The following is a 17,025-nucleotide window of genomic DNA, read 5'->3' as shown; positions in this document are numbered from 1 at the left end:
ATTTGTTGGGGAATGAAAAAAAAGAAATAGAGATGCGTGAAAAAGTCCGGCATGCTGTGTTAGATTATTGGAAGTTTAAGTATGAGAAAGAAGAAAGCTTTCAGCCAGGTGATCGGATTTCGTATGGTGGACGAGTATTTGATGAAAAAGAAATTATTAATTTAGTAGATTCTGCGCTGGACTTTTGGCTTACAACCGGAAAATACAGTGAGCAATTTGAAAAGGATTTTGCGGCGTTTTTAGGAGTGAAATATTGTTCTCTTACCAACTCGGGTTCTTCTGCCAATCTATTGGCATTTATGGCATTGACTTCCGCTAAATTAGGTGAAGACAGAATACGAAAGGGAGACGAAGTAATTACAGTAGCAGCCGGATTTCCGACGACAGTAGCTCCCATTATTCAATATGGAGCCATTCCGGTTTTCGTGGATGTTACTTTACCAACATATAATATAAATGTTTCTTTGCTGAAACGCGCATTATCTGAGAAAACGAAGGCAGTTATGATTGCGCATACACTAGGCAATCCATTTGATGTACAAGCAGTAAAAAGTTTTTGTGATCGATACGGCTTATGGTTAATAGAAGATAATTGTGATGCGCTTGGAGCCAAGTATCTCATCGATAACGAATGGAAATGTACGGGAACTATTGGACATATCGGGACTTCCAGCTTTTATCCTCCTCATCATATGACTATGGGAGAAGGCGGAGCAATTTATACAAATGATATCAGGTTAAAACATATTATTGAATCATTTAGGGATTGGGGACGCGATTGTTGGTGTCCTTCAGGGCGAGATAATACTTGTAATCAGCGATTTAATCAACAGTTCGGTGAATTGCCGATTGGATATGATCATAAATATGTATATTCACATTTCGGCTATAATTTGAAGATTACTGATATGCAGGCAGCTATTGGTTGTGCACAGCTAGAAAAATTGCCGCTATTTATATCTCAAAGACGGAAAAATTGGCAGACCTTGAGGCAAGGATTAGATCGTTTTAAAAATGCATTTGTATTGCCAGAGGAAACGGTGAATTCACAAGCTAGTTGGTTTGGCTTTTTATTAACAGTAAGAGAAGATGCAGGCTTTTCGCGTGATGAAATAGTATCTTATTTAGAAAGTTGTGGAGTACAAACAAGAATGCTTTTTGCAGGGAACTTGTTAAAGCATCCTTGTTTTGACGAAATGAGAAGTAGTGGAGAAGGATATCGTGTGGTTGGAAATTTGACACATACTGATACCATCATGAAAGATTCGTTTTGGATAGGGGTATATCCCAAGCTGGATGAAGTGAGATTAAGTTATATATTGTCTTGTTTTGATAATTTTATAGATAGCGGGTGTGCAAAATGAGTAGTATATTTGAGAAGCCTTTATTTATTTTTGAGATGGCGAATAATCATAGTGGTGATATTAAACACGGCGAAAAAATAATTCGTCAGATTCATGAGGTATGCAAAGTTTTTTCAGAGGAATTCAATTTTGCCTTTAAATTTCAGTATAGACATTTAGATACATTTATTCATCCAGAGTATAAAGTAAGACTGGATTTGAAATTTGTTAAGAGGTTTTCTGAGACTAAATTAGCTCCGGATGAATTTTTAAATTTAAAAGATATTGCCCAGCAACTAGGTTTTTATACTATTTGCACGCCGTTTGATGAAGCTTCCGTAGATTTAATTGAAAAGCACAATTTTGATGTAATAAAAATTGCAAGCTGCTCATTTACGGATTGGCCTTTGTTGGAACGAATTGTGCAAACAGATAAGCCTATTATTGCTTCAGTAGGCGGAAGTGAATTATCAGAAATTGACCGGGTAACTAGCTTTTTTATTCATAGAAAAAAAGACCTTACAGTGATGCATTGTGTTGCAGAATATCCAACCAAGCAAGAAAATCTGCAATTAAATCAACTGGATTTATTAAAGGACAGATATGCTACTGTTCGCGTTGGTTATTCTACTCATGAAGAACCTGACAATTTTGAAGCAATTAAACTTGCTATTGCTAAAGGAGCCACTGTATTTGAAAAACACATTGGAGTGCCAACTCCCGACGCTTCTTTAAATGCTTATTCTGCAACTCCTGCGCAGGTTGAAAAATGGTTAATGGCGGCACAAGCCGCATACGCAATGTGCGGAGTAAAGAATATCCGCTATAAATTTAGTGATAGAGAAATTGCGGATTTGACTGGTTTACAAAGAGGCATTTTTGCTAAGGTAAAAATTACTGCAGGCGAAAAATTAGATACTTCTAAAATATATTTTGCGATTCCGGCTCAAGAAAATCAGTTTGTTGCCAATAATATGTCTAAGTATACAGAATTCACTAGTAAGGTGGATATCGAACCAAATCAACCATTGTTTAAAAAAGATTTCCAGGTACGAGATATTCGCACGGATATTGCAAATATTGTTGCAAAGGTACAAATTTTATTGCGTGATAGCAATGTTGTTTTACCGGAAAAACTTGAATTTGAATTATCGCATCATTACGGTATAGAAAATTTTGAAAAATATGGTGCGGTTCTTGTTAATCTTATTAATCGGGAATATTGCAAAAAAATAATTGCGCTGATTCCTGGGCAGTGTAATCCAGAACACTTCCATAAATTAAAAGAAGAAACTTTTCATGTTTTATATGGAGAGTTGATTTTGAATTTAGATGGTCAAATACAGACGTTAAAAAGAAGCGATATGGTAGTTGTTGAACGTGGTATGAAACATAGTTTTTCTACTGAAAATGGAGTTGTTTTTGAAGAAATATCATCAACACACTATCGGAATGATTCTTATTATACAGATGATGCTATAACAGAACGCAAAAAAAGAAAAACAGAGATTACGTATTGGGTAGATGATAAATGATTACCATTGCGTGGGATGTGGATGACTGTCTTAATGACCTTATGCGAATATGGCTGCAAAATTATTTCCATCACAAATGTCCAGAACTCAGTGTAGATTATGGAAAAATTACTATAAATCCGCCCCATATGCTTTTGCATATCTCAAAGCAAGAGTATTTAGATTATCTAGATCAATTTAGATTGTCAGAAGAAGCTGCAAATATGTTACCAGTTCCGGAAGTATTTAGATGGTTTCAAACCTATGGTTTTTACTGCAGACATATCGCATTGACGGCTACTCCAATGCATACGGCATCGGCATCAGCCGCATGGGTGATAAAGCATTTTGGCAAATGGATACGTTCTTATCATTTTATACCTTCCAGCAGGGAGGGTGTTAAGCATTTTGAGTACGATAAAAATAAGGCCGAGTTTTTACAACGTTTTAAAGCGATTGATTTGTTTATTGATGATAATGAAGAGAATATTTATTTTGCAAAAAAAGCGGGTATCAAAAGTTTGTTGATGCCGCGACCGTGGAATGGGTCTGGAAAAACTATTTCTAAATTTATGGAAGATATTACGAAATTTGTGCTTTGAGTAATGATTATTTCTAGGAGTGAGGGCTAGTGATTAAAGTATCAGATTATATATTTAAGTTTATTGCAGAAAAAAATGTTACTCATGTTTTTTTACTATCAGGCGGCGGTGCTATGCATTTGGTTGATTCACTTGGCCGTTGTAAAAAGCTTGAGTATGTATGTAATTTGCATGAACAGGCAGCAGCAATTGCTGCTGATGCATATGCCCAATACTCCGGGAATTTTGGTGTAGTATTAGTTACCACAGGTCCTGGCGGTACAAATGCTATTACCGGCGTTGCTGCATCTTGGTTGGACTCTATCCCGACTATTATACTATCCGGGCAAGTAAAACGAGCAGATTTGGTTGGAATTAGAGGTATTCGGCAAAATGGGAATCAGGAACTACCAATTGTAGACATGGTAAAGCCGATTACTAAATATGCAGTGACAATTACTGAGCCTACGGAAATAAGATATCACTTAGAAAAGGCTATGTATTTTGCAAAACACGGAAGGCCTGGTCCGGTTTGGATTGACGTGCCACTTGATGTACAGGCGAGTTTGGTTGATGAACAAGTTTTAGGTGGCTTTACTTTTATTGAGGAAGCTGCTGGTAATGATAAGATAACACAAGCTGTCAATAAGACTATCCAATTTTTAGGGAAGGCGAAGAAACCTGTTATTTTACTGGGGAATGGTGTTCGCTTAAGCAATTCCATGAAGAATTTTGAAGAACTGGCTCAGCAGTTAAATATCCCTGTTTTAACTACGTGGAAGGCTGCAGATTTGCTCGCGGAGGATGATCCTCTGTATTGCGGCAGACCAGGGACAATTGGTCAGAGGGCTGCAAACTGGATTCAGCAAAATGCGGATTTTATTCTGATTTTAGGTGCTAGACTTGATCTTTTGCAAACAGGGTATAACCATGGGAATTTTGCAGTGAAGGCAAAAAAAGTAATTGTGGATGTTGATGAAGCAGAATTGAAAAAGTTAGACATGTCGGATGCTATACTTGTTGCAGCGAATGTTAAACAATTTTTGAGGGAATTACTGGTTTATCCAATAACTTATTCCTTGGAGGAATGGTCGTCATGGCGGGTATTTTGTAAAAACTTGCATAACAAATATCCGGTATGTATTCCGGAATATTGGAAGCAGGAGCATTTTGTTAACACTTATGTTTTTATCGAAATATTATCAGAACTTATGGATTCACAAACAACCTTAGTTCCCGGAAGCTCCGGGCAGGCAGCCGAAATAACTCTTCAGGCAATCAAAGTCAAAAAAGGACAGCGGATAATTAACAATCCGGGTTTGGGCGCTATGGGTTTTGGTTTGCCTCATAGTATCGGTGCTTGTGTTGCCAGTGGAAAACAAACAGTCGTCTGCATTCATGGTGATGGAGGAATCCAGTTAAATATTCAAGAACTTGCTACCATAAAGTCTTTGAGCTTACCGATTAAAATTTTTGTTCTAAATAACAGTGGATATGGTTCTATCAGAAATACACAAAATAATTATTTTAATGGGTTCCATACCGCGTGTGATGAGAAAAGCGGTGTTGGGTTGCCTGAAATGTGCAAGCTGGCACAGGCGTATGGTCTTAAAACCGTTGTTATTGAAAATCATAAAGATATTAGAGCAAAAATGACGGAAGTCTTAAAAAGTACCGGACCAGTTCTTTGTGAAATTATGACAGATCCTAGTCAGGCCACAATGCCGCGGCTAACATCAAAAAAATTAGAGGACGGATCAATGGTTACGAGTCCGATGGAAGAACTATGGCCATATCAAACAGTTCAAGTATAAAATTATTAAAGGAGAATTTTTTTGGTGATAACGCTATGTAGAGTTTGTCAAAATCAGTTTTTTAATGAGCCTTTGTTAGAGTATAAAAATATGCCAAAGGCTGCACAATTCCTTCCATCTAAAGATGAAATTGACAACGAGGTTGGCGTTGATTTGACAGTGATGCAGTGTTCAGCTTGCGGTTTGGTGCAATTAGGGAATGAATCGGTTCCTTATTTTCGCGAAGTAATTCGCGCTACTGGTTATTCTGAGGATATGCGAAAGTTTCGCCTAGAACAGTTTAGCAGTTTTCTAAAGCAATATGCACTGGTTGAGAAGAAGATAGTTGAAATAGGATGTGGCTGTGGGGAGTATTTAAGTCTTATGGCAGACTGTGGCGCAAATGCTTTTGGGATAGAGTATCTTGCGGAATCGGTTGATTCTTGCCGTAAGAAGGGTTTAAATGTGGTGCAGGGATTTATTGGCGATAGACCGGAACAATTATTTGAGACATCCTTTCGAGGATTTTTTATGTTGAATTTTTTGGAACACCTTCCAAATCCCAATAGAGTTCTCCGTAATATTTATAATATTTTAGATGATGGTGGTATTGGTCTTGTAGAAGTGCCAAACTTTGATATGATTTTAAGAAAAAATCTCTTTTCTGAATTTATCTGTGATCATCTGTTCTATTTTACGAAAGAAACATTGGCAGCAACACTTGCGCGAAATGGTTTTGAGATAGTAGAGTGCAAAGAAATCTGGCAGGCTTATATTATTTCTGCTATTGTGAAGAAACGGGAAAAATTGGACATATCGGTTTTTTATCGTCAACAAGAGTATTTGAAAAAAGAAATTTTAGATTATATTAATCGATTTGGAGATAATAAAGTTGCAATATGGGGAGCGGGTCATCAGGCATTAACAGTAATGGCTTTGACACAAATAAGTGGAAAGATAAGATATGTAGTTGATTCTGCGCCATTTAAGCAAGGCAAATACAGTCCAGCTACGCATATTCCAATAGTTAGTCCTGACCAATTAATCATCGATCCTGTTGAGGCTATTATTGTTATGGCAGCAAGTTTTTCGGATGAGGTAGCTCATATTATACACCAAAACCATAGGAATATTAGAGTGGCAATTTTGCGGGAATCTGGTCTTGAGGAAAGAACGGATTGAAGTAGGATAAATTAAGAAATAGAAAATGTAGGATGTTGAATAATGTCAAATTATAAGAAAACCTTAGAAGAATTACTTTGCATGAAGGACTTTCCTTTATCCAGTAATTTAGCAAATCATCTATTAGAGAATAAAAAAATTATTTGTTATGGGGCTGGTGATGGCTATTATACATTTTACTTGAATGTTTTAAAGTTATATAACTTAAAAGTTAGCATTATAATTGATAATAAATTTTCAAATGAGTGTATTTATCTTGGATTCCAGGCGGTTTCACCACTGGATTATATGCCAAATCCAGAAGATAAAGAAAATGCTGTTGTTGTTATTACTGTAGGAAAAGTCGAGTATCATCAAGAAATATTTAGTTATTTACAAAAAATGGGGTTTAAAAATATTTTGTTGGCTAATGAGATTTATGAATATCATTTACATAATCAGTCAACAGAGTTGAAAAAGAATGGATATAACTTTTATATTGATAATCGTGATAAAATCATGCAATGTTTTAATTTATTTACTGACAATGAAAGCATGGAAATATATGTTAAATTTTTACAAACTCATATTTTGCGCAAACCAATAAAAATTCCATGCAGACCATTGCAGGAACAGTATTTTTCAAAAGATATTATACTAAATAAAGGATACTTGTATTTTATTAATTGCGGATCTTATAATGGTGATACAATAAAAATATTAAATTCTTTAGTGGGACGGATTAAATCAATTGTTTGCTTTGAACCTGATTTAGATAATTTTAAAGAGTTAACTAAATATTTACAGAGCGAATCGACTAGGATAGCAGACTCGGTTATTGCTTTTCCTTGTGGTGTATTTAATGAGAATGTGCAAATAAAATTTGATAGTGGACAAAAAACTAACAGTTCTATCACAGAAGATGGCAACTTATTGATTCAGTGTGTTGCGATTGATAGTGTTTTACCTGCTTTTTCTCCATCTTTTATAAATATGGATGTAGAAGGGGTGGAACTAGATGCATTACAGGGAGCGCGAAGGCTTATCAGACAACATAGACCGGATTTAGCCATCTGTGTTTATCACTATCCTAATCATATATGGGATATACCAATGTGGATAAATAATTTAGGTCTTAAATATAAATTTTATCTTAGAAATTATACGGGATTTGTTAGTGATACAGTACTATATGCTATTGAAGAGAATTAATACTTATTTGTTTTTAGATAAACATAAATTAAGGGTGTGTCGGTTATGAAAGTAGTGAAAGACAGAGTACGGTTGGAGTCAGTTATTCCCTTAAATACTCCATATTCAATATATATTGATCCTAGTAGCGTATGTAATTTTAAATGTAAGTTTTGTCCGGCAAGTGATGAGGCTTTATTGAAGACAGTAAACCGAAAAAAAGGAATCATGGATTATGTTTTATATTGTAAAATAATTGACGATATTTCTGAATTTCCGGCAAAAATTAAAAGACTATTTTTCCATAAAGATGGAGAGCCTACTTTAAATAAATTTTTGCCACAAATGTTAGAATATGCAGTACAAAAAAATATAGCAGAGATATACGAACTAACTACGAATGCATCTTTACTGAGTCGCGATTTAACGAAAGCAATAGTAGCTAGTGGAATAAATGCTATAAAAATTTCTATTGAAGGGGTATCTAGCGAAAAATATCATGAACTATGCGGTGTTAATGTAAACTATGATGAAATTAAAGAGAATGTAAGGTATTTATATGAAAACAGAAAAAGCTGTTATATTTATACTAAAATTATTGATAGTAATTTGAGTTGTTTTGAAAAAGAAAAATTTTACAATGATTTTCAAAATATATCTTCCGCTATAGCTATTGAAAATTTGCATTGCTGGACAGCCTCTGATTTAAAGGACTTTACCTTAGGCAACGATATAGTTAAGGCTTCTGGTGGGTGGGCACTATCAAAGAAGCAAATTTGTCCTTATCCTTTCTATGCATTGGCAATTAATTACGATGGTACAGTAGGTGCTTGTTGTACTGATTGGACGTTTAGTACGACTTTTGGTGATACTAAAAATGAATCATTATTAAATATTTGGAATGGACAACAGCTTTATGATTTTAGAATATTGCATTTAAAAGGGGAGCGACATAAAAATAAAGCATGTCGTTGTTGCCAATTTATGGAAGGATTAATTGACAATATTGATATTTATGCTGATGTTATAGCAGAAAATATTACTAAACAACAACGAGAGTTCAACAATAGAAATAAAGTTTAATATTTCTAGAGGTGGAAAATGAGGAACGAAATTGATTCAATAGAAAGACAAATAGCTGATGCGCAAAGCGGACTTCCAGAAGAAGTGTTTCTTTTTGCAAGCCGTATTACGCCTATGGTTAATGTTGATTTACTGATAAAAAATGATGCAAACCATACACTTCTTACATGGCGAAATGATGGTTATTCTAAAGCAGGTTGGCATATACCAGGCGGTATCATTCGCTACAAAGAAAAGTTGATTAAACGAATTGACGCAGTTTCTCTCAGTGAGCTTGGGGCCAAAGTTAGTACTGATAGTCGGATATTAGCGATTAATGAGGTTATACATCCATGTCGCAAGAATCGAGGACACTTTATCTCCCTACTCTATAAATGTACTTTGCTTACTCCGCTTGATCTTAATCTTCAGTACATAGAGGGCATGCCAAAGGTGGGGCAATGGGCATGGCATGAAACTTGTCCTGATAATTTGCTAGATGTACATAAAATGTATCGAATGTTTATTTGATTGTATTTTGAGTTTAGCAAACATAAATAATGGAGGCAATATTATGATGGAAAAACACGTGACAGAAGAATTAAATGCAGTTGAGTCAGAAAAACGAAATACTTTGAAAAACGAAAAACCCTATGTATATGATAAAATAATGAAATATGCAGACAAGGTAAAAAGAGGAGAAAGTATTGCAATACTGCAATTTCAGTATGATTATAGATGTAATTTAGGTTGTAAACATTGCTGCATAAAAAAATTCCAAGGGAAAAATGATAAACGCTGTTTTACCATTGCTGATGTAAAAGAATTATCAAGGCAAGCTGATGAAATGGGACTGGCTCATTTTGTGATTACGGGAGGGGAACCTTTAGTCTTTCCTGATTTGGATGAACTAATTGCAGCAGTAGATCCGCAAAAATTTTATATTACATCTGATACAAACGGTTGGCTGCTTGATGACAAAAAAGCCAAGCATTTAAAGAGCATTGGCCTGGATAAAATTCAATTGAGTTTGGACAGCCTGTCAGCAGAGGAACATGATGAATTTCGTAAGGCAAAGGGATCGCATGCAAGAGCTTTGCGTGCGATTGACGCTGCGCTAAATGCAGGCTTGAATATTATTTTGTCTACAGTAGTTACTAAACAAAGAGTAAAGTCAGAAGAATTTATTGAATTTCTAGAATTTGCTAAAGAAAAGGGTGTAGCTGTATTTGTTACTTATGCAAAACCTGTGGGGGCATGGGAAGGCCAATTTGACGCACTGGTTACCCGTGCTGATATGGACTATATGAGGGAGCTAGAGAAGAAATATAATGTTTTTACGCATTTAACTCCCTCCTATGGAATGGATTTGGGGTGTATTGCTGTAAAAAGAATGATTTCTATTACCAAATATGGCGATGTTATGCCATGTCCGTATATTCATACGTCTTTAGGGAATTTTTTTGAAGAACCGCTGAAAGATATCGTGGAACGCGGTATGAAAATCAAATACTTCGGCGAATATGTCGATACTTGCTTAATTGCAGAAGATCGTGCATTTATCGATAAATATGTGGTCAAGAAGATATATAATAAACCTACGCCAGTACCTGTAGATGAAGTGTTTTCTAAAGAAGATTATATAAAAAATACTTAGGTTATTGTGAACTTGAAATTGAGGTAGGTTGTCTATGGGAAAAGCAGAAAAACGAATACTTATTACGGGCGCTGGTGGTTTTGTCGGGCGAAGTCTTAATGAATACCTGCAGGATAAGTATACCATTTTGGCTACTAAACGAAGTGATTTAGATTTGCTTGACGCAGTGGCGGTAGAAACATATATAAAGAACTATAAAGTGAATTTTATTATTCATTGTGCAACTGTTGGGGGAAGGCGTACAACAAATTATGATGCGGGAGATGGCGCTGTAGTAGAAAAAAATCTCCGTATGTTTTTTAATTTGGCGCGTTGTCTCACCTCCGATATGCGTATGATACATTTTGGCAGTGGGGCAGAATATGACAGGGAACATTGGTATCGAAAAATGCCGGAAGAGTCTTTTGACCAATATGTTCCTGCCGATACATACGGATATTCGAAATATGTGATTTCAAAATATATTGAAAAGAGTTCCAATATTATATGTCTGCGTATCTTTGGGTTGTTTGGAAAACACGATGACTATCGCTATAAATTTATTTCTAATTCTATCGCTAAAAATTTATTGAAGATGCCGATTACTATTAACCAAAATGTTGTATTTGACTATTTGTATATCGAAGATTTTAAACAGATTATCGCGTGGATGATTGAAAATAAACCTAAGTTTAAGACGTATAATATAACGCCAACTGAATCGATAAGCCTTGTAAAGGTGGCGGAGATTATTAATGAGATTAGCGAGTTTCAAAGCCCTATAATTATTGTAAATGAAGGAATGAACCGGGAATACTCTGGAAATAATGGTCGGTTATTGAAAGAACTGCCATATTTTACATTTACTGGCTATGAAAACGCTATTTTTGAATTATATCGGAATTTATTGTGTATTGTTGATCAAATTGATAGTGAAGTGATTAAGCAAGACGTATTTTTAGGTGCTTGTAAAGTTCTTGGGCACAGTGCCTTAGATTTGCAATAATTGGATATTATTTAAAGCAGTTTTATGAGGAGTAGAACGATGTGAAAAAATATGATATTCCTGTGGCTGCAGGGAAAAGATCACTAGCAGTATATTGGAGTGTATTAACTGACCCTCCGGCTACACAGGATGCGTTATATGATCCTAATAGTCTTCTTAATCGGGATGATGGTATGCGTGGACACCGGATTATGAGAGCATATATCGAGGAACTTGGCGGGGAATGCCATACTTTGGATGTTTTTCAGGAACAGAATATCAAACCGGATGTAGTTGTGTTTTTGGAAGTACCGCAAGTACCTTTGGAAATGATACTTGGCGAGTGGACAGATAAGGTTATTAAATATGTTATCTTATTTGAGTGTCAGGTTGTGTTGCCGCGCAATTGGGATTCAGAGATGTATGCCCTGTTTGATAAAGTATTTACTTGGAATGATGAGTTGGTTGATAATGAAAAGTTTTTCAAAATCAATTTTTCTACCAATTTTCCAGAGACGATAAATCAGGATATTAGTAAAAAAAAATATTTTTGTACTCTAATTGCCGGCAATAAGCTTAAAGGTCATCCGTTGGAATTATACTCTAAACGGATAGAAGCAATTCGCTGGTTTGAATTTTATCATCCAAAAGATTTTGATTTATATGGTATTGGTTGGAATGTTCAAGAGTATCCCTCGTATAAAGGTTCGGTTAAAAATAAAAAAGAAATTTTGGAAATGTATAGGTTTGCTATTTGCTATGAAAATGCACAACAAATTACAGGGTATATTACTGAAAAAATACTGGACTGCTTTGCTGCAGGATGTGTGCCGGTATATTGGGGAGCTGGTAATATTGAGCAGCACATTCCGAGAGAGTGTTTTGTCGATAAGCGGGACTTTACTTCTTATGAAGATTTATATAAATATATGAAAAATATGAGTGATGAAGAGTATAAAAGGTACCTTCAATGTATTCAAAAGTATCTCCATAATAGTGAGAAAATAACTCCTTTTAGTATGGAGAATGTACCCAAGCAGATTGTCAAACACTGGAGAGTGGATTGCACAACAGTTGCACTTTCTAAACGACATCCTAAACGGGTTTTGGCAGTTCATTATTGGCATTGTATAGCTACTGAAAAAAGGCATCAGCAAAAACATGCTGATGCTTACGAAGCAATAGTGAAGGCCTATGAGGCAGGGAAAGCCGAGAATGTGGACTTTTCGCAATATATGTTTGTAATGGTTGAGTTGGCATTTATTTTAAAAGAAATGGGAAATTTTAGGAAGGTTATTGAGATATGCTACAGTGCCTTGCAATTAGGAGCTAAAAAGTGCATTGACATATATTTTTTACTTGCAGGTTCTTATAAAGAGTTGGGTGAATTACAAAAAGGTGCAGTATATTATGAAAAATATCTCTCCTTATTTGACAAATTTGCAGAAGTTAATAAAGATGCTTATATGGTGAATTTTTCTCTGTTATATTATAAAGAAATAATAGCTGTGCTAGTTAAAATATATGTTAAATTAGAATTGGATCAAAAAGCGTTAGATTTATTTCCACGAGTTGAGGGAATAGTGCATATTCGCGAGTTGCTTTCACCTATGTATTCAATATATATTCGGAATCATAAAGTTGATGAATTTGTACATTATTACAATCAACAGCTCATTTACAAGTATCCGGTAATTGCGGATCAATATGCTGAGTTGAAGGTCTCTTCCCAAATAGATATGCAGTATAAAAGCACCAATAGACAAGATGATGAGAGTCACAATAAAAATATTGTGAATGGTCTTGTGCAACAATTGGGACATATGGTAAATAAAGGGTATTTCATGGAGGCTTTATCGTTAATAAAAGAATATCAATTGATAGAACCACTAAATTTGGAAATGCTTACTTTAAAAACATTAATTTATCGTAAGCAATTTGGATTAAAACAAGGATAAAAATCTGATATAGTGGGATTATTCATATACAGTTTTGGTAGAATTATGAATAACTGTTTCTTGAATCTCTCTGCAAATGCGTGGTATCTGTTAAACGGGGGAATAAGGTTGAAAATAATATCTATATATGACGCATTAAACAGGCAAATAGAAATAAACCATCAAGAGATGACTAAAGTATAAAATTGGAAATTTAATAGGTTAACTTGCAGTTTTTATTCGATATCCTTGAGATTGTGCTAATAAAACAGCCTGCTCAACGGTAATTTCACGATTACAAGGAATGAGATCCGCTTTATGATAAAGTTCTGAATCGTAGGGAACCTTGTTTTTGAGAATGTGATAGATTGCTGTTAGTAGCATTCTGGTAATAGCAATAATGGCTTTTTTATGACCGCGGCGCTTCTTAAGACGAAGGTAGCGGTTACGAATTTCAGGATGTTTGTCGCTCTTGACTACAGCATTAGCGTATTGGACAAGGAGCGGCTTGATATAACATCCGGCTTTGGAAATCCGAACCGATTTTTTCTTGTCAAAGTGGCCTTTCGGTAACGGAGGGAATTGCAGGTGGCGACATGCTCACAAACATGGAAGCCAACACGAAAGAATCGAATTGGTGAGATTCTGGAGGCCAGTCGGGGTCGGAGAACATGGCACGCATCGAAAGAAACATTCAGGAACTTGGGAGGCCCTGAGGTTCCGGCGAAAGCCGGTAGGAACATTCGAAACGAAAGTCAGAATGGCCATATACCGCAGGGAGTCGGACCAGCCCATATTACTTTGAGGTCGGGAAAGCCGTCCACGTGGGGAAGGGGCTGGCAGGGATACGCAGCTCGCATAGGAAACATGAGCCATACAAGAAGGGATGGGAACTGATGCAAACCTCACTGCGAGCAATAGCAGCTAAGGCGAAGAAACTCAGCAAGTATCGCTTTCAGAACCTCTACGGGATGCTGAATAAGAATTTGTTAGCCGAAGCATGGAAGAAGCTGAACAAGAAGGCGGCACCAGGAGTTGACGGAACAACCGCTGACGACTATGCCAAGGATTTGGAAAGCAACATCCAAGCAACAGTAGATGATCTGAAAAACAAGCGATACCATGCGAAGCTGGTAAGACGGGTGTATATCCCAAAAGGAGAAGGAAAATTACGCCCATTAGGACTACCAGCAATGGCGGACAAAGTTGTCTAACGTGCAGCGGCAGACATACTAGAAGCCGTCTACGAACAGGACTTTCTGCCCAACAGCTATGGTTATCGGCCAAATCGAGGACCGCAAATGGCGGTGAAAGATCTGACACGAGAAATACAGCTTGGCAGATACAACTATGTCGTAGAGCAGACATTCGTGGCTATTTCGATAATATCGACCATGAGTAGCTAATAAAAATGCTGGAGCAACGAATTGATGATCAAGCCTTTATCAGATTAATTAGGAAGTGGCTAAAGGCAGGGATCTTAGAAACGGATGGGAAGATACTAAATCCAATTACTGGAACCCCCCAGGGCGGCTTATGCAAAGTAAGTTATTATGCTAAGTAATCTGCTGAAGTGCTGATAAACTCTACAGTTTTCTTTGATTTACTTTGCATAATATATTTGGACATGTGGTCAAATATTCAAAAAAAAAATATCAAAATAGCTTTTCTTTATACGAAATAAACTGGTTTTCCAGACTTTCTACGCATGGGGTCAGCTTTTTTTCGAGAATATTATGCGAAGTAAATCAGTTACAAATGCCCTCAAACCGTGCATTCTAAGCGTTTACTTTGCATAATATATTACTTTGCATAAGGCGGTATTGTAAGTCCGATTCTTGCAAACGTATGTTTGCATTATGCCTTAGATCTATGGTTTGAAAAGGTCGTCAAGCCTCACTGTGAAGGTAAAGCGTATCTATGCCGTTATGCAGACGATTTTGCCTGTGCCTTTCAGTACAAGCGTGATGCGAAAAAGTTCTATGAAGTGCTAGGGAAAAGGCTAGCCAAGTTTTCACTGGAAATAGCGCTAGAGAAAACCAGAATGATGGAGTTCGGCCCTTTCCACAAAGAAAAGAACAGCTTTGAATTCCTTGGGTTTGAATTTAAATGGGGACTCTCCCGAAAAGGCAAGAATATCATCAAGAGGCGAACCTCTCGGAAAAAGCTGAGGAAATCTGTAGCGAACTTCAAGGCATGGTGCAAAGGAAATCGAGGCAGCCGACTGAGGGAAATACTCCAACAGTTGAGCAGCAAGCTAAGAGGCTACTACAATTACTACGGGATAATCGGAAACTCCTTAAGTCTTGTGCAATTCTATTGGCAAGCAAAACGGAGCCTATTTAAATGGTTAAATCGTAGGAGTCAACGGAAAAGCCTCGACTGGGAAGAGTTCAACAAGCTGTGGGAACGCTTTCGAGTGCCTAAACTGCGCATCACCGAGAGTCGGCAACTGGTGCTGAATTTCTAACGTCTTATTATGGAAGCGAGTATTCTTGAAGAGCCAGGTGCGGGAAAACTGCACGCCTGGATCTGCGCAGGGGAAACAGAGTAATCTGCCACCTACTGCAACCTTGAAAAGGCGCCCTACACATATATATATATGCGGCTTGCTTCAAAAGGGGCAGACCACTCACCTCCCCGTGATTTGTAGTATACCGTTGTCCCTATAAGTAGAGTATAGAAAAATAAGGCATTCTGGCACCAATTTTCATAACGTTTTGTGCCTTGAACGCAGTGAAAGGCGTGATTATAAATATGAGCAAAGTAGCATTAATCACAGGAATAACCGGACAAGACGGTGCATATCTTGCTGAGTTTCTCTTGAATAAAGGGTATACTGTTCATGGTATTAAACGCAGGAGTTCTTTATTGAATACAGACCGGGTGGATCATTTATACAAGGATCCACATGAGAAAGATGTAAAATTTCATCTGCATTATGGTGATATGACAGATGCTACCAATCTGATACGTATCATTCAAGAAACCCAGCCTGATGAAATTTATAACTTAGCGGCACAGAGTCATGTTCAGGTGTCTTTTGATACACCAGAATACACAGCTAACTCTGACGCACTTGGAACTTTACGGATACTGGAAGCATTGCGGATGTTAAATTTGGCGGATAAAACCAGATTTTATCAAGCATCTACGAGCGAGTTATATGGAAAGGTGCAAGAGATTCCACAAAAAGAAACGACTCCTTTTTACCCGAGGAGTCCGTATGCGGCAGCTAAGTTATATGCATATTGGATTACAATTAACTATCGTGAAGCATATAACATGTTTGCATGTAATGGGATATTGTTTAATCATGAGTCGCCAATTCGGGGAGAAACCTTTGTCACTCGTAAAATCACCCGTGCTGTTGCTCGAATTAAACTGGGAATGGAAGAAAACTTGTATTTAGGAAACTTAAATTCAAAACGGGACTGGGGTTTTGCCGGAGATTACGTGGAAGCGATGTGGTTGATGCTACAACAGGATTTGCCGGAAGATTTTGTTATCGCAACAGGCGAAACACATTCTGTTCGCGAATTTGTTGAAGTAGCATTTAATAAAGTTGGAATTGACATCCAATGGCAAGGTGAAGGCGTTAATGAAAAGGGAATTGATGTGCAAACTGGTAAGGTTTTAGTTCACATTGATCCGCGCTATTTTCGACCAACTGAGGTCGACTTCCTTTTGGGAGATCCAACAAAGGCAAAGAAGAAATTGGGATGGCTACCTAAGGTTTCTTTCGTAGAATTGGTAGATAAAATGATAGTATCTGATCTTCAACTAGCCGAAAGGGATCGCATGTGCAGTAAGATGGTTTAA

At 36.7% G+C, this 17,025-nt stretch carries 14 protein-coding genes; all 14 read left to right on the top strand.

Annotated elements, in window-relative coordinates:
* Positions 1-5: 5 nt before the first annotated feature.
* The 14 genes from rfbH (at position 6) to gmd (ending at position 17,025) form a co-directional block, all read left to right on the top strand.
* The gene (gene rfbH, locus AC1ECB_RS16740; protein WP_485664836.1) at positions 6-1,364 is read left to right on the top strand and encodes a lipopolysaccharide biosynthesis protein RfbH; all 1,359 of its coding nucleotides are present in this window, start codon (positions 6-8) and stop codon (positions 1,362-1,364) included.
* Positions 1,361-2,878 carry an N-acetylneuraminate synthase family protein gene (locus tag AC1ECB_RS16735; protein WP_485664835.1) on the top strand — a complete coding sequence of 506 codons (1,518 nt, stop codon included), beginning with the start codon at positions 1,361-1,363 and terminating at the stop codon, positions 2,876-2,878. The genes rfbH and AC1ECB_RS16735 overlap by 4 nt, the downstream gene beginning before the upstream one ends.
* A complete protein-coding gene (locus AC1ECB_RS16730) occupies positions 2,875-3,459 on the top strand; it encodes a hypothetical protein (RefSeq protein WP_485664834.1) in 585 nt (194 codons plus the stop codon). Before AC1ECB_RS16735 ends, AC1ECB_RS16730 begins: the two co-directional genes overlap by 4 nt.
* A 29-nt stretch (positions 3,460-3,488) precedes the next feature.
* On the top strand, positions 3,489-5,252 hold the full coding sequence (locus AC1ECB_RS16725) for a thiamine pyrophosphate-binding protein (RefSeq protein ID WP_485664833.1): 1,764 nt from the start codon (positions 3,489-3,491) through the stop codon (positions 5,250-5,252).
* Positions 5,253-5,276: 24 nt separating this feature from the next.
* Complete coding sequence (locus AC1ECB_RS16720; protein WP_485669359.1) at positions 5,277-6,413, top strand: methyltransferase domain-containing protein; 1,137 nt, start codon at positions 5,277-5,279, stop codon at positions 6,411-6,413.
* 42 nt (positions 6,414-6,455) lie between these two features.
* Complete coding sequence (locus AC1ECB_RS16715) at positions 6,456-7,604, top strand: FkbM family methyltransferase (protein WP_485664832.1); 1,149 nt, start codon at positions 6,456-6,458, stop codon at positions 7,602-7,604.
* Between the two features lie 45 nt (positions 7,605-7,649).
* Positions 7,650-8,666: a radical SAM/SPASM domain-containing protein gene (locus AC1ECB_RS16710; protein ID WP_485664831.1), complete on the top strand. Its 1,017-nt coding sequence runs from the start codon at positions 7,650-7,652 to the stop codon at positions 8,664-8,666.
* A gap of 18 nt (positions 8,667-8,684) precedes the next feature.
* The gene (locus AC1ECB_RS16705; protein ID WP_485664830.1) at positions 8,685-9,176 is read left to right on the top strand and encodes an NUDIX hydrolase; all 492 of its coding nucleotides are present in this window, start codon (positions 8,685-8,687) and stop codon (positions 9,174-9,176) included.
* A gap of 43 nt (positions 9,177-9,219) precedes the next feature.
* Complete coding sequence (locus AC1ECB_RS16700) at positions 9,220-10,302, top strand: radical SAM/SPASM domain-containing protein (protein WP_485664829.1); 1,083 nt, start codon at positions 9,220-9,222, stop codon at positions 10,300-10,302.
* Positions 10,303-10,336: 34 nt separating this feature from the next.
* Positions 10,337-11,287 carry an SDR family oxidoreductase gene (locus AC1ECB_RS16695; protein WP_485664828.1) on the top strand — a complete coding sequence of 317 codons (951 nt, stop codon included), beginning with the start codon at positions 10,337-10,339 and terminating at the stop codon, positions 11,285-11,287.
* Between the two features lie 41 nt (positions 11,288-11,328).
* Entirely contained in the window at positions 11,329-13,224 is a 1,896-nt protein-coding gene (locus AC1ECB_RS16690; protein WP_485664827.1) for a glycosyltransferase family 10 domain-containing protein, read from the top strand.
* An 875-nt stretch (positions 13,225-14,099) separates the two neighbouring features.
* Entirely contained in the window at positions 14,100-14,417 is a 318-nt protein-coding gene (locus AC1ECB_RS16685) for a hypothetical protein (protein ID WP_485664826.1), read from the top strand.
* Between the two features lie 608 nt (positions 14,418-15,025).
* The gene (locus tag AC1ECB_RS16680) at positions 15,026-15,673 is read left to right on the top strand and encodes a reverse transcriptase domain-containing protein (RefSeq protein WP_485669358.1); all 648 of its coding nucleotides are present in this window, start codon (positions 15,026-15,028) and stop codon (positions 15,671-15,673) included.
* A gap of 287 nt (positions 15,674-15,960) precedes the next feature.
* Entirely contained in the window at positions 15,961-17,025 is a 1,065-nt protein-coding gene (gene gmd, locus AC1ECB_RS16675) for a GDP-mannose 4,6-dehydratase (protein WP_485664825.1), read from the top strand.

Source organism: Sporomusa sp. 246TCP1 (assembly GCF_057319775.1).
This window is presented reverse-complemented; position numbering and strand designations above follow the sequence as displayed.